This window comes from Amycolatopsis sp. NPDC104587, assembly GCF_055583645.1.
On the sequence record NZ_JBVJNO010000010.1, the window covers coordinates 418,411 to 433,766 of the forward strand.

6 protein-coding genes (1 of these 6 running past the window's edge) are annotated in these 15,356 nt (G+C 76.7%); 2 read left to right on the top strand and 4 right to left on the bottom strand.

All coding sequences use genetic code 11. From position 1 onward, the window contains the following. Positions 1-5,597 carry the 3' end of an SDR family NAD(P)-dependent oxidoreductase gene (locus ACZ61C_RS31160; RefSeq protein WP_465311412.1) on the top strand. The gene continues 21,658 nt to the left of window position 1, outside the view, so 5,597 of the gene's 27,255 nt are visible here — the last part of the coding sequence; its start codon lies off the left edge, out of view; the stop codon is at positions 5,595-5,597. Positions 5,598-5,745: 148 nt separating this feature from the next. Here the strand turns inward: ACZ61C_RS31160 and ACZ61C_RS31165 are convergent, their stop codons facing one another. From ACZ61C_RS31165 to ACZ61C_RS31175, 3 genes are all read right to left on the bottom strand, one after another. Then, positions 5,746-8,391 (bottom strand): AAA family ATPase, encoded by a 2,646-nt coding sequence (locus ACZ61C_RS31165; protein ID WP_465311413.1) that lies wholly within the window; start codon positions 8,389-8,391, stop codon positions 5,746-5,748. Between the two features lie 4 nt (positions 8,392-8,395). Next, entirely contained in the window at positions 8,396-11,059 is a 2,664-nt protein-coding gene (locus ACZ61C_RS31170) for a helix-turn-helix transcriptional regulator (RefSeq protein ID WP_465311414.1), read from the bottom strand. Positions 11,060-11,221: 162 nt separating this feature from the next. Continuing rightward, positions 11,222-14,044, bottom strand: a complete 2,823-nt coding sequence (locus ACZ61C_RS31175; RefSeq protein ID WP_465311415.1) for an ATP-binding protein — start codon at positions 14,042-14,044, stop codon at positions 11,222-11,224. Between the two features lie 325 nt (positions 14,045-14,369). On the opposite strand from ACZ61C_RS31175, the gene ACZ61C_RS31180 reads away from it, so the two are divergent. Beyond that, positions 14,370-14,810, top strand: a complete 441-nt coding sequence (locus tag ACZ61C_RS31180) for a PTS mannitol transporter subunit IIA (protein ID WP_465311416.1) — start codon at positions 14,370-14,372, stop codon at positions 14,808-14,810. Between the two features lie 6 nt (positions 14,811-14,816). On the opposite strand, the gene ACZ61C_RS31185 is transcribed toward ACZ61C_RS31180, so the two are convergent. Further along, the coding region (locus ACZ61C_RS31185; RefSeq protein ID WP_465311417.1) for a class II fructose-bisphosphate aldolase at positions 14,817-15,356 on the bottom strand (540 nt) is incomplete at its 5' end.

Here is a 15,356-nt window from a genome sequence, read left to right on the forward strand (position 1 = left end):
CCTGGGGCCCCTGGGCGGGGGTCGGCGGCATGACCGCGGAGCTGGGCGACGCCGAGGTGGCGCGGATGGCGCGGGCCGGGATCACGGCCCTGACCGCCGAGGACGGCCTCGCGCTGTTCGACGCCGCCGTCCCGGCCGGGATCCCGGCCCTGGTGCCGGTCCGCCCGGCCGCCACGGCTGCCGGCGAGGTCGCCGCGCCGCTGCGTGGCCTGGTCCGCGCGACCGCCCGCCGGGCCGCCGCCGCGGGCGAGCTGGCGGCGCGCCTGGCGGAGCTGCCGGAAGCCGGCCGCCACGACGTCGTCGCCGACCTGGTCGCCACGCACGTCGCGGCGGTGCTCGGGCACGCCGACCGCACGGCCGTCGAACCCGGCCGCGCGTTCTCCGCGCTGGGCTTCGACTCGCTCACCGGGGTCGAGCTGCGCAACCGGCTCGCGGCCGCGACCGGGCTGCGGCTGCCCACCACCCTGGTGTTCGACCACCCGAACAGCGCGGCGCTCACCGCGTTCCTGCTGGCCGAGCTGCTCGGCGGCGACGCGCCCACGACCGAGGCCCGCGCGGTCCGCGCCGCCGACGACGACCCGGTCGTCGTGGTCGGCATGGGCTGCCGCTACCCGGGCGGCGCGGCGTCGCCCGACGAGCTCTGGGAGCTGGTCGCCGCCGGCCGCGACGCCATCGGCCCGTTCCCCGCCGACCGCGGCTGGGACCTGGCCGCGCTCTACGACCCCGACCCGGACCACCCGGGCACGACCTACGCGCGGGCCGGCGGGTTCCTCGCCGGCGCCGCGGGCTTCGACGCCGCGTTCTTCGGCATGAGCCCGCGCGAAGCCGTCGCGACCGACGCCCAGCAGCGCCTGCTGCTCGAGACGTCGTGGGAGGCCCTGGAACACGCGGGCATCGACCCGGCGACGCTGCGCGGCAGCGCGACCGGGGTGTTCGCCGGGGTGATGTACAGCGACTACGGCGGCCTGCTCGCCGGCAGCGGCTACGAAGGCCAGCAGGGCAACGGCAGCGCGCCGAGCGTCGCGTCCGGCCGCGTCGCCTACACCCTCGGGCTGGAAGGCCCGGCGGTCACCGTCGACACGGCGTGCTCGTCGTCGCTGGTGGCGCTGCACTGGGCGAGCCAGGCGCTGAAGTCCGGGGAGTGCTCGCTGGCGCTGGCCGGCGGGGTCACGGTGATGGCGACCCCCGCGACGTTCGTCGAGTTCGCCCGCCAGCGCGGGCTGTCCCCGGACGGCCGGTGCAAGGCGTTCTCCGACGACGCCGACGGCACCGGCTGGTCCGAGGGGGTCGGCCTGCTGGTCCTGGAACGGCGGTCTGACGCGCTCCGCAACGGGCACCGGATCCTGGCCGTCGTGCGGGGGAGTGCGGTCAACTCCGACGGCGCGTCGAACGGGCTCACCGCCCCGAATGGCCCGTCGCAGCAACGGGTCATCCGCACCGCGCTCGCCGGTGCCGGTCTGTCTGCTTCGGACGTCGACGTCGTCGAGGCGCACGGCACCGGCACCGCGCTGGGCGACCCGATCGAGGCGCAGGCGCTGTTGGCCACCTACGGCCAGGACCGCGAAACCCCGCTGCTGCTCGGGTCGGTCAAGTCGAACATCGGGCACACCCAGGCGGCGGCCGGGGTCGCGGGCATCATCAAGATGATCCAGGCGATGCGCCACGGCGTTGTCCCCGCCAGCCTGCACAGCGGCACGCCGTCGTCCCAGGTGGACTGGACGGCGGGGGCCGTCGAGGTGGTCGCCGAAGCCCGCGAGTGGCCCTCGGCGGCGCGGCCGCGGCGGGCCGGGATCTCGTCGTTCGGCATCAGCGGCACCAACGCCCACGTGATCATCGAGCAGGCCGCCGAAACCCCCGCGCCGGCCGAGGAGCCGGCCGGGCCCGCCGTCTGGCCGCTGTCCGCGCGCTCGGCCGCGGCGCTGCGCGCCCACGCGGCCCGGCTTTCGTCCACAGTGGACACGCTGCCCGCGGCGGCGGTGGGCCGGGCGCTGGCCCGGCGGCCGAAGTTCGCGCACCGCGCCGTCGTCGTCTCCGAGCGGCCCGCCGCCGCGCTGGCCGCGTTCGCCGCCGGGGAGCCGTCCGCCGAGGTCGTCGAAGGGGTGGCCGGCGTCGGCTCGACCGCGTTCCTGTTCTCCGGGCAAGGTGCGCAGCGGCCGGGCATGGGCCGCGAGCTGGCCGCGCGGTTCCCGGTGTTCGCGGCGGCGTTCGACGAGGTCCTCGACCGGTTCGCGCCCGACGTCCGGGCCGCGCTCGCCGACGACCGGGTGCACCGCACCGAACACACCCAGCCCGGGCTGTTCGCCTTCGAGGTCGCCGCGGCGCGGCTGCTCGAGTCGTGGGGGGTGCGGCCGGACTTCGTCGCCGGGCACTCGGTGGGCGAGATCGCGGCGGCGCACGTCGCCGGCGTGCTGACCCTCGACGACGCGTGCACGCTGGTCTCGGCCCGCGCCCGCCTGATGGGCGCGCTGCCCGAGGGCGGTGCGATGATCGCCGTCCAGGCCACCGAAGCCGACGTGCGCCCCTTCCTGGGCGACGGCGTCGACCTCGCGGCCGTCAACGGGCCCGCGTCGGTGGTGCTGTCCGGGCTCGAAGACGCCGTCACGGCCGTCGCGGGCAGGTTCGGCAAGCAGCGGCGCCTGCGCGTCTCACACGCGTTCCACTCGCTGCTGATGGACCCGATGCTGGCCGGCTTCGGCGACGTCGTCGCCGGCCTCACCTTCACCGAGCCCCGCGTCCCGGTGGTCGCCGCGGGCGACGTGACCGACCCGGCGTACTGGGTGCGGCAGGTGCGCGACGCCGTGCGCTTCGCCGACGCGCTCGAGCGGCTCGCCGCGGCCGGGGTCACGCGGTTCGTCGAGGTCGGCCCGGACGCCGTGCTGTCCGGCCTGGTCGACGTGCCGGACGCGGCCGTGGTGCCCCTCGCCCGCCGCGACCGCGCCGAGGACCGGACGTTCCTCACGGCGCTGGCCCGGCTGCACGTCTCCGGCGTCGACGTCGGCTGGCCCGCCGACGGGCCGCGGGCCGATCTGCCCGCGTACCCGTTCGAGCACCGGCGGTTCTGGCCGCCGGCGCGGGCGGCCGCGGCCCCGCGCGGGGCCGGGCACCCCGTGCTCGGCGCGGCCGTCGAGGTGGCGGGCACCGGCACGCTCGTCAGCACCGGCCGGCTGTCCGCGTCGGCGCAGCCGTGGCTGACCGACCACGTCGTCTTCGGGACGAACCTCGTGCCCGGCACGGCGTTCCTCGAACTGGCCCGCCACGCCGGCGCCCAGGCGGGCTGTCCGCGCGTCGGCGACCTGACCCTGCTCGCGCCGCTGGTCCTCACCGACGGTGTCACCGTGCAGGTCGCCGTCAGCGCACCCGACCCGAGCGGTCACCGCCCGGTGGAGATCCACTCGTGCGGCGACGACGGCTCGTGGACCCGGCACGCGACCGGCGTGCTCACCCCGGACGCGGCGCCGGGATTCGCGGTGGGGGACTGGCCGCCCGCGGACGCGATCCCCGTCGAGGTGGCCGGCGCCTACGAAGCCCTGGCCGACCGCGGGTTCGCCTACGGCCCGGCGTTCCAGGGCCTGAAGGCGTTGTGGCGGCGCGGCGACGAGCTGTTCGCCGAGGTCCGCGTCGACGACGCCGGCGGTTTCGGCCTGCACCCGGCGCTGCTCGACGCCGTGCTGCACGGCAAGCTGGTGGCCGATCCGGACGCGCCGCCCGCGCTGCCGTTCACCTGGCGCGGGGTGTCGGTGCACCGGCCCGGGGCGACGGACCTGCGCGTCCGGCTGGCGCCGGCCGGGCCGGACACCGTCGCGCTGGAGATCGCCGACACGTCGGGCGCTCCGGTGGCCTCCGCCGAGGGACTCACGGTCCGCGAAGCCGGGCAGCTGCGCGCCGCGCACCTCTACCGGCTGAACTGGACACCGGTCGCCCCCGCGCCCGCCGACGTCGTCCGGGTTTCCGGGTACGCCTTGGCCGAGCTGCCCGTGGTGGGGGAGTTCGCCGAGGTGGCCGTCCCGGCGGGAGCCGACCTGCGCACTGTCACGGCCGATGTGCTGGCGCTCGTGCAGACGTGGCTGGCCGACGCCCGGTTCGCCGGCTCGAAGCTGGTGCTGCGGACCCGCGGCGCGCTCGACGGCGAAGACTTCGCCGCGGCCGCCGTCTGGGGTCTGGCGCGCTCCGCGGAGCAGGAGAACCCGGGCCGGTTCGTGCTCGTCGACTCCGACGGATCCCTGCCCGTGCAGGACTTCCTCGGGTGCGGGGAGCCTGAACTGTCCATTATGGACGGTGTGGTGTCGGCCCCTCGGGTCGGGCGGGCCACGCCGGGCGAAGCCGGCGCCGAATGGGACCGGGACCGCGCGGTGCTCGTCACCGGGGGCACCGGCGGCCTCGGCGCGCTGGTCGCGCGTCGCCTGGCGGCCGGCGGGCACCGGCACCTCGTACTGGTCAGCCGGTCCGGGCGGGCCGAGCCCGGGCTCCTCGACGACCTGGCGGAGCTGGGCGCGCATGCCGAGGTGAAGGCGTGCGACGTCGGTGACCGCGCCGCGCTCGAGGCGGTGCTGGCCGAGCTCGACCTCACGGCCGTCGTGCACGCGGCGGGGGTGCTGGACGACGGCGTGGTCGGGTCGCTCTCGCCGGAGCGGTTCGACACCGTGCTGCGGCCCAAGGCCGACGGCGCCCGGCACCTGCACGAGCTGACGGCCGGGCGCGACCTCGCGGGGTTCGTGCTGTTTTCGTCGCTGGCGGGCACGTTCGGCGGGGCCGGCCAAGCGAACTACGCGGCCGCGAACGCCGTCCTGGACGCGCTGGCCGTCCACCGGCAGCGCCGCGGCCTGCCCGCGGTGTCGCTGGCGTGGGGCCCGTGGACGGCCGAGACCGGCATGACGGCGGCCCTGCCCGAAGCGGAGATCCGGCGGCTGGCCCGCGCCGGCGTCGGGCTGCTGGCCCCCGAAGACGGTCTCGCCGCGTTCGACGCGGTGCGGGCGGGCGCGGACCCGTTGGTGATTCCGGTGCGTCTCGACCTGCCGGCGGTGCGGGCGCTGGACGAGGTGCCGCCGGTGCTGCGGGCGCTCGTCCCGGCCCGGCGGACCCCGGCCGCCGTCCCGGACCTGGCGTCCCGGCTCGCCGGGCTCGGCGGGACGGAGCGGATCGAGCTGCTGCTCACCGTCGTCGCGGACGCGGTGGCGGTGGTGCTGGAGCACGGCGACCAGGACGCCGTCGGCCCGGACCAGGCGTTCTCGGAGCTGGGCTTCGACTCCCTGACGGCGGTCGAGCTCCGCCGCCGCCTGAGCGCGGTGACGGGGCTGGCCCTGCCGGCGACGGTGGCGTTCGACCAGCCGACCCCGCGCGAGCTGGCGGGTTACCTGGCGGAGTTGCTGGCCCCGGACGACAAGCCGGAGCAGTCGATCCTCGCCGACCTGGCCCGGCTGGAGGAGGCGTTGCGCGACACGGTGATCGACGCGGAGGCCCGCGAGGAGATCACGGCCGGGTTGGATCGGGTCCGCGGCACGTGGACCGCCCGAGACGACGTGACGGAGGTCGACTTCACCGACGCCAGCGACGACGAGATGTTCGCGCTGCTGGACGAGAAACTGGGCGCGGAGGACTGAGCGGGGCGGGTGCTCGAGCGTCCGGCTGGGCTGCGCGGGAGGATCGGTCGCTCGCGGGCGACCATCTCCTTCCGTCCGCGGCCCGGCGGGGCGTTTGGGCGGGCCGTGCGGGCGGGGGCCGGTTCCTCGAAGCGGCCGACCGCCCCGCTCACCCCGCGGCCGGCCGAGCGCTCAGCACCGCCCCCAGCTGAGCGCGCCCGTCGATCTCCAACTTGCGGTACAAGCTCGTCAGGTGCTTCTCCACCGCGCGGCGGCTGATGCTCAGCTCGTCGGCGATCTCGGTGTTCGTGCGGCCGCCGGCGGCCAGGCGGGCCACCGTGGTCTCGCCCGCCGTGAGCTCGGCCGCCGGGCGGGGGCGGTCCGCGGGGCGGAACGTGCCGTCCTCGCGGGCTTCCAGGCGCCCCGCGCCGCAGCTTTCGGCCAGTTGCTGGGCGCGGGCCAGCAGGCGGCGCGCCGCTTCGGGGTGCGTCGTGCGCAGGCGCGCTCCCAGATCGGCGCCGGCCTTGGCCGCCTCGAGCTCGTCCGGGGCGCCGTCGAGCAGGTCGACGGCCTCCCGCAGCAGCTCCACCGCGCGTCGGGGCTCGGCAAGGACCGCGAGGATCCGCAGCGACCGGCCGAGGATCGCGGGCGCGCCCCACGCGACGGAGTGGCGATGGTGCTCCTCGGCCAGCTGCCGGGCCTGCTCCACGTGGCCGAGCCGCCGCGCCAGCAGCGCCGCCGAGCCGCGCCACGCGTAGATCGCCGGGTTGCGCCAGCCCGCCCGGTCCAGCAGCCGGCCGCGGTCGAGGAACTGCGCCAGCGCCGCCTCCGGGTCCTCGCGGGCGGCCAGCATCCCGAGCAGCCCCCGGCGGACCGCGAACACCGCGAGGTCGTCGTCCCCGGGCAGCCCGTCGAGCACCTGCCGGGCCAAGTCCCTGCTGCGCGCCGAGTCCGCGACCAGCGCCAGCGTCGTCGCGGGCAGCGCCAGCACGTCGTAACCGCCCGGGTCGGCCGCCCGGAACGCCCTTTCCGCCGGCTCCCCGGCCTCGGTGAACCGCCCGCGCGAAAGCAGCGCCAGCGCGCGGTGGACGTCGACGAGCACCCGGGTCGCCGCCGTCGCCCGCGGCCCGCCCGCCGACGCCAGCCACGGCGCGACGGCGTCCGGACGGCCCGCGGCGGTCAGCACGAGCGGGACGATCCGCAGCGCGGTCCCGGCGCGGACCGTCCGCGCGGGCTCGTGGTCCAGCAGGACCGCGGCCTGCCGGGCGGCTTCGGCGGCGGTGATCCGGCCGCCGAGCGTGGCGGCCAGCAGCACCACGGCCCGCAGCTCCCGTTCACCGCCGCCGCCCGGCCGGGCCGGCAGCTCCCGCAGCCGGTCCGCGGCCGCGGCGAGCCGGGCCGGGTCCTCGAGGGCGGTGAACCACCGCCGGGCTTCCAGGCGGTGGGCCAGGTCGGAGCCGTCCGGGACGGCCGCGTCGCCGACCGTCCGGACCAGTTCGGTCACCAGCGGTCCGCGCGCGGCCGCGGTCAGCGGGATCCGCGCGACCGCTTCGGCCCGCTCGCGGCCGGCGGGCAGCAGCGGCGCCGCCTGGACCAGGTGCCGCACGGCGGCGCGCGGATCCGGCTCGGCGGCGGCCAGCTCGGTCAGCAGCCGGGCCCGGCCCGGCTGCCCGGGCGGCACGTCGAGCAACGTCCGGCGCAGGTGCCGCGCCGCCCACGGGAGGGTGCCGCGGGGCGAGTCGGCCCCGGCCACGTCCTCGGGCGGAAACCCTTGCGCCGTCAGCAAAGCCGCCGCGGCCCGGTGCGCGTCGGCGGCGCCGGCCGCGGACCACGCCTCCTCGACCACCCGTACCAGCGCGGGCTCCGGCACCAGCCGGCCGTCGGCCGCGGTGTCCAGCCAGGTCCCGCCCAGCAGGGCGCGGGCCTCGGCGCACGCGGCGTCGTCCAGCCCGGCCAGGTGGGCGACGAGCGCGGGCTCCGCGTGCCGGCCCAGCACCACCACCGCCCGCGCGAACGCCTCGACCGCCGGCTCGCGCCGGACGAGCAGCCGCAGCCGGTCGCGGTGCGCGGCGGCGCCGAGCTCGCGCAGCCGGGCGCAGTCCGCGGCCGCGCCGGTGAGGCGGTCGGCGAACGCGCGGTCCAGCAGCCGGCCCAGGTCCTTCGGCCGGCCGCCGGTGAGGTCGTGGCAGGCCGCGGCGAACTCCGCCGCGGCGCCGGCGATCCGCATCTGGGTGACAATGCGCGAACCGGTCGGTGACAGGGGCAGCGCGCGCACCCGGCGCCGCGCGGTCCGGTCGAGCTCACGCAGGACCGGCGCCCTCGGCGTGTCCGGCAGCACGACGCCGAGCAGCACCCGCGTCCCGCGCAGCCGGCCGGCGAGGAAACCCAGCGCGCGCACGGAAAGCGCGTCGGCCCATCGCAGGTCGTCCACGACAACCACCACCGGCTCGCGCTCGGCCAGCGAAGCCAGCAGGACGTGCAGGCCGTGGAGCACGGGAACCTCGTCGACGCCGTCCGGGACCGGACCGGCCAGCGTCCGCACCATCCGCCCGGCGAGCGCGGGCAGCGCGGCCGCGCACGGGTCGTCGAGCAGCGGCAGCACGAGCTGGCGCACCACCCCGAACGGCAGGTCCCGCTCGCCGGGGGCGCCCCCGGCGCGCAGCACGCGCGCGCCGCGGTCCGCGGCCGTGCGGCCCAGACATCGCAGCAACGCCGAGCGGCCGGTGCCGGTTTCCCCTTGCACCGCAACAACTCCGCCGGCTTCGCGCACGGCGTCGTCCAGCAGAGCCAGCTGGCTTTCGCGTTCGACCAGCACCGGATCAGCCTCCCGGCGCCCGGGTGGTCCAGCGGTCCGCGAGCGCGGTCCGGCCCTTGAGCCCGAGCTTGCGGTAGACCTTGGTCAGCCGCAGCTCGACGGTCCGCAGCGCGATCGACAGCTCCCGGGCGATCTCGCGGTTGGCGAGCCCGCGCGCCGCGAGCTCGGCGACGTCGCGTTCGGCGGGGGAGAGTGTGTCCGGCCGCTGCGGGAACCGCGGCGCGGGCAGCGGGTCGGCGGGCGGGCGCGGCGAGGGGACGGCGCGGCGCGGGCCGGCGGCCGCCCGGTCGCGCAGCGCTTCGAGCGCGGCGGCGGTGCCCCAGCGCTCGGCGAGCTCGATCTCCTCGGTGACCAGGGCGACGGCCGCGGCGGTGTCCCCGAGGCGGCGCAGCGCCAGGGCCGCCGTCGTGCGCCACCCGGCGACCATCGGGTTGACCCAGCCCCGCGACCGCAGCACGCGGCCGCATTCGAGGACCGCGGCGAGCGCGGTCTCGGGGTCGTCGTCGGCGAGGGCGAGCTCCGCCTCGGCGTGCAGCAGGAACGCCGTGGACACCCCGTGACCGTCGCCGCGGAGCTCCTCGGCGGCGACGTCGCGGGCTTGGTCGAGCCGGCCGAGCCGCAACCGCGCGGTGAGCTCGACGGCGAGCCGGAACGGGACGGCGGCGGGGTGCCAGCACCGCACGGGCAGCTCCCGGTCGGCGGCGGCGAGATCGGGCAGGGCGTCCTCCGGCCGGTCGGCTCGCAGCGCGGCGGCGGCGCGGTCCACGAGGGCGCGGGCGGCGGCGGCCCGCGCGTCCCGCCGGCGCGCGGCCGCGATGACGACGGTGAGCCCGTCGACGGCCGCTTCGACCGCCCCGGCGCAGAGCAGCGCCCGGCAGGCGGCGACGCGCGGCATCAGCGGCGCGTCTTCCCGCACGACGAGGGCGTGTTCGGCGAGCTCGAGCGCGCGGACCCGGTTTTCCCCGCGCACGGCCAGCCGGAACGCGGCGGCCCCGGCGACGGCGGGATCGTCGTCTTCGCTGCCGGGCCACTCGGGTTCGCCCGCCGCGTCTGCCCGGGCGAGCCACGCGAGGGCGGCCCGGGCGGGTTCGCCGGTGACCAGCCGGTGCACGGTCTCGCCGTCACCGCGGGCCAGGAGCAGGTCGGCGGCCGTGGTCGCGGCCGGCAGGTGCGGCAGTTCGGTCAGCACCTGGACGAGCCGCCGGTCGGCGTGCCCGGGTTCGCGGCGGACCACCGCCGACGCCAGCCGGAGCAGTACGGCGGCCCGGTCCGCGGGCCCGCCGGGCTCGGCCAGCGCGCGGCGCAGGGCCTCGGCGGCCGCGGCGGCGTCGCCCTGGGCCGCGGACTGTTCGGCGGCCTCGACGAGCACCAACCGTGCCCAAGGTTCCCCGACGGGCGGAGCGCCCCGCAGCAGATCCGCGGCGACGAGCGCCCCCGCCCCGCTCCGGTGAGCCAGCTCGGCCGCCCGCCGCAGCAGCGCGGCGCGGTCCGCGCCGGTCAGCTCGGCCAGCACATCGGCCGGCCGCGGGTCCTCGACAAGGCCACCGGCGTCGAGGGCGCGCATGGCCGCGGGCACAGCGTCGGGAGCGAGCCCGGCAATTGCCGCGGCGGCGCCGGCGCCGAGCCGCCTGGAGACGGCCATGCCCCGGAGGAGAGCCAGGGCATCGGGGGGAAGGCCCCGGCGGACCCGGGCTGCGCGAGCGGCGGCCAGCGCTTGTCCGGTCGCGGCGATCCGGTCGGGGCGCCAGTGCGGGGGTGATTCGCTCGCTTCCGCTGCCCACTTCGCGGCTGGGCTGTGGGGGATTGCGGGGGAGGTCTGGCCGGCTTCGGCACTCGCGGTTTCGTGCATGGCCATGCGGTGCTTGGTCGACGCCGAGGTCGGTGCCGATGCTGAGGTCGCGGCTGGTGCCGATGCCGGTGCCGGTGCTGAGGTCGCCGCAGGGGCCAATGCCGATGCCGAGGTCGCCGCTGGTGCCGATGCCGATGCCGAGGTCGCCGCTGGTGCCGACGCCGATGCCGGTGCCGGTGTCGGTGCCGATGCCTGTCCCGCATCCGCCGCCCACTCCGCGGCCAGCTCCCGCAGAACCGCCGGCCGCCCCCGTACCACGTCCAGGACCGCCGCCACGACCTCCGGCGGCAGCTCACCCAGCACCTCCCGCACCAGCACCGCGGTCTCGTCCTCGGTCAACGGCGCCAACGGAATCCGCCGCCCGAACGCCAACGGCTCGTACCCCGTTGCCAGCAGCAGGATCCCTCGGTCGTGAGTCCGTTCCGCCATCGCCGCGAACCAGCGCAGGGACCACTCGTCCGCCCACTGCAGGTCGTCGAGAGCCAGAACCAACGGCCGTTCGCCGGCCAGCGACGTGAACGCGTCACACAGCACAGTGGACGCCCGTTCGCGGTCGTCCAAGCACTCGCTCAGCAGCTCGGCAAAACGGGCCGGCGGCCACAAAACCGCCGTCAGCTGGCTCACCGCGCCGAACGGGACGCCGTCCGGGACGCAGGACGCCAGGGCGGCCGGGCGGGCCCACTCCAGCAGAGCCGTCCGGCCGGTGCCCGGGGCGCCCGAGATGCCCGCGGTCGCGCCGTGGCCGCGGGCGAGGTCCGCGACCAGGTCGCCGAGTGCGGTCGTCGCGCGTTCCCGGCCGACGAGACGCGGTTCGCGCACGGGACGACCTCCTCCGCCGGCCGGTCGACGTCGACCTGGGGCTGAACCGCAGCCTAAGCCGCCGCGGGAGCGGCGGCGGTGAGCCGTCGAGCGAGGCCGGGAGCTCTGCCCGCTTGACCAGGATTCGCGGGCACAGCCGGGCAACCCGCGACCAACCGTGACTCAGTGGTCGCGCAACGCTTCCGCCAGTTCGGCGCGGCCGCCGATGCCGAGCTTGCGGTACGCGCTCGTCAGGTGGACCTCGACCGTGCGCTGGGTGATGAACAGCGACTCGGCGATCTCGCGGTTGGTCGCGCCCTCGGCCGCGCGCTGGGCGACGCGCCGTTCGCTGCCGCTCAGCGCGTCCGACGGCGAGCCCGTGCCGTGGCGCATCCGGCCGCCCGCTTCGGCCAGCGCCGGCAGCGAAAGCCCGAGCTGCTGCTTGTCCCGGCTGAGCACGGAAAGGTCGATCGACCGGCGCAGCCGCTCACGCGCGCCCTCGGCGTCGCCGCGGGCCAGCAGCCGGCGGCCGAGCAGGTATTCGGCCTTCGCCTGCTCCACCTTGGCCGGTGAGCCGGCCAGCAGCCCGGCCGCCGTCCGCAGCCGCTCGATCGCCGCGTCGCCGTCGGCCAGCACCCCGCGGGCCGTCTCCAGCATCCCCAGCGCCCGGTTCGTGCCCCAGCGGCGGACGGCCGGCTCGACCGAGTCCAGCACGGCCCCGCCCTCGGCGGTGCGGCCGAGCCCGGCCAGCAGCTCGGCCGACTCGTACCACCACGGCGCCAGCACCGGGTTGCCGATCCCGTTGCCCGCCAGGCTTTCCCCGCAGGTGCGCAACCCGGCGAGCGCGCCGTCGACGTCGCCCAGTGCGGCCCGGGCCCGCGCCTTCGCTACCAGGTACCAGTGGTACTCGAGCGTGAAGTCCTCGAGCCGCGGCCGGACGATCGCGGCGAGCGCCGCCTCCGCGCCCGCCGGGTCGCCCTGGCGCACCAGCAGCGAGCCGAGCGCGGTCTGCGGCATGGCGATGCCCGGCGCCCAGCGCTCTTGGGTGATCACGTCGAACGCGTACTGCGCGTCGGCCAGCGCGTCGGCGAGGTTGCCGGAGAACTGGTGGATCAGCGAGCGGATGGTGGTGCCCAGGACGTAGGTCCAGGCCTCCCCGCGGCGCTGCGCGTGGCCGAGCACCCCGGTGATCGCGGCGAGCGCGGGCTCGGGGTGGTCGGCGAGGTAGAGGGTGAGCACGGCGCTCAGCACGGCCCAGCCGCCCGGGGCGACGTCGCCGATGCGCAGCACCTGGCCGGCCTGCGCGACGACCTCGGCGGCGGGACGGCCCTGCAGCGTGCCGAGCGACGAAAGCATGCCGAGCAGGTCCCGCTCCTCGGCGGTGTCACCCGGCGGCGGGACGACGTCGCGGAACCGCGCGCCGACCGGCACGACGGTGGCCTTCTCGTCCAGGCCGGCCAGCAGCAGCGCCGACTGGCTGACCATCCGCAGCGCCCGGTCGGCCGCCGTGGGCGCGGGCCCGATCACCGCTTCCAGCGCGTCGGCCACCTCGGTGGCCAGCGCGTAGGACCGCTGGGCGTTCTGCGCGCTCAGCGACACCATGACGTACTGCATCACGATCGGCACCCGGCGCCGCGGGTCGCCGACGAGCTCGAGGGCGCGCTCGAGGTGCCGCAGCGACGTCGCCGGGTCGATCTGCCCGAGCACCCGCGCCAGGTGCACGAGCACGGGCACCTCGTCCTCGTGGGCGCGCAGCACCCGGCCGAGGTAGCGGGCGGCCGCGGCCGGGGCGCCGCGGCTCTCGGCGGCCGCGGCCGCCTCCCGCAGCACCGTGACCATCCACGGCCGCGGCGGCCCGTCGAGCGCCAGCAGGTGGACGGCGACCTCCTCGCTGGAGCGGCCGCCGTCGTTGAGCAGCGTGGCCGCGCGTTCTCGCAGCCGGGCCAGCTCAGCCGGGTCCGCGGTGGCCAGCACGGCCGCGCGGATGAGGTCGTGGGTGTAGTCCAGCCGCTCCGGCTCGAGCAGCTCGCCCTCCCGCAGCGCCCGCACGGCGGCGCCCGCCGGCCCGGGCCGCGTGCCGGCGAGCGCGGCGATCGTCTCCAGGTCTTCGCCGCCCAGCACGGCGATCGCGCGCGCGACGGCCAGCGCGTCGGGGGAGAGCCGGTCCAGCAGCGGGCGCGCCACGGCTTCGCGGCCGAGCTCGTCCAGCGCGCCGACGTGCGCCGCGTCCGGGGGCACGTGGCCGCGCAGCGCGCCGATCACGCGGTCGAGCAGGAACGGGTTGCCGCCGGAGACCTCGGCCGCGCGGCGGGTGAACTCCGGGTCCGGGACCGCGCCGAACCCGGTCGCCAGGATTTCGGCGACCGCACCGGCCGCCAGCGGCGCGAGGTCGACGGACAGGCAGTTCGCGGCGGCGCCGAGCTCGGCGAGCTCCTCCGGGCCCGGCTCACCGGGACCGGTGCGCTGGGTCGCCAGCACCAGCACCGGCAGGTCTTCGGCGCGGCGCAGCAGGAAACCGAGCCAGCGCAGGGAGGTCTCGTCGCACCACTGGACGTCGTCGACCGCGAGGACGACCGGGCCGCGGGCGGCGAGGCCGGCCACGAGCCAGGACAGGCCGTGCATGACCGAATAGGTGTCGGACGGGCTGTCCCCGCTGCCGGGCACGAGCGCGGGCAACGCGAGGCGGGCGCTTCCGGTCAGCAGGACGGACTCCTCGGCGCCGCCGTCCGGCCACAGTGGAGCGAACAGCGCGCGGGCCACTTCGTAGGCGGCGACGGCGTCTTGGGCGCAGGTCACGGTGAGCACGGTGGCCGCGGCCGGGGCCGGCTCGGCGAGGGCGGTGGCCAGCAGCCGGGTCTTGCCGATGCCGGCGGGCCCGCGCACCAGCACCGCTTGGCCTTCGCCGAGGGCGGCGGCCCGGGCGCGCCCGGCGAGCACCCCCAGCTCCCAGTCCCGGCCGGCCAGTCCCGGCCGGGCCGATCCCCGCAAGCCACTCCGAAGAGCCACGTCTCTCCCGTCTCCGCGCGGACGCCGGGACGAGGGGCCGTGCCGGCGCCTCCAGCCTGGCTCATCCGCCCGGCGCGCGCGGCACCGGGCTCGGCGCGGGAGCGGTTCGTGCCCGGCCGGGCGGTTCCGGACCCGGTTTTCCGTGGAAAACGGCGGAATCGCTTGACAACGGCCAAAAGATTCAATTCGAAGGAAATTCCCAGGAGCCGGGAATGGTGTGACGCGCGCCCGGCTCGCCGCCGGATCTTCTTCCCGTGACGTACGGTGTGTGCGCACGACGACGTGACCCTGACCGTCTGTTCCGGATTCCCGAAAGAACGAACTCATGCCGAACGAAAAAGCGCTGCCCTTCTCCGTGTGCTCGGTGGACCTCGGCGTCCGCGCCGGGAGCCGCTGGGAAGCGTTGGCGCACATAGGGAAGTCGCTTGAAGAGTCCGGGTCCGTCCACACGGGATACCGTGACTCGCTGCACGCGCGCGAACGCCGGGCGTCGACGTACCTCGGGCACGGAATCGCGGTTCCGCACGCTCTGCACGTTCACGACTACCTGCTGGTGAACCCGGCGCTGTCATTCACGCGGTTCGCTACTCCCATTCCCTGGGAAGGTGAAGAGGTTTCACTCTGTATCGCGATCGCCGCGTCGGCCGCCGAGCACGTCGAAATCCTTTGCCGGATCACCGCGCTGCTCGTCCACCCCACCCACCTCGACGTCCTGCGCGCCACGGAGGACCCGGACGAGATCACCCGGATTCTCCGTGCAGCGTGAACCCGGCTACTTCAGGCGGGTGCCGGACGAACCGAGGGCTTCGCACGCCTCGACGATCCGGGCGGCCATCCCGCCCTCGGCGGCCTTGAGGTACGAGCGGGGGTCGTAGACCTTCTTGTTGCCGACCTCGCCGTCGATCTTCAGGACGCCGTCGTAGTTCTTGAAGAAGTGGTCGACGATCGGGCGGGTGAAGGCGTACTGCGTGTCGGTGTCGACGTTCATCTTCACCACGCCGTAGGACACCGCCTCGCGGATCTCCTCCGGCAGCGAGCCCGAGCCGCCGTGGAAGACCAGCTCGAACGGCTTCGACCCGGCGTCCAGGCCGAGCTTCTTGGCGGCCGCTTCCTGGCCGCCCTTGAGCACGTCCGGGCGCAGCTTCACGTTGCCCGGCTTGTACACGCCGTGGACGTTGCCGAACGTCGCCGCGAGCAGGTACCGGCCGCGGTCGCCGGAGCCCAGCGCGTCGATCGTCTTGAGGAAGTCGCCTTCGGCGGTGTAGAGCTTCTCGTTGATTTCGGCTTCGACGCCGTCCTCTTCGCCGCCGAC

What these genes read in the sequence shown, in the direction of transcription:
- ACZ61C_RS31180 (WP_465311416.1), top strand. Translation starts at nt 14,370, where the DNA reads ATGCCGAACGAAAAAGCGCTGCCCTTCTCCGTGTGCTCGGTGGACCTC.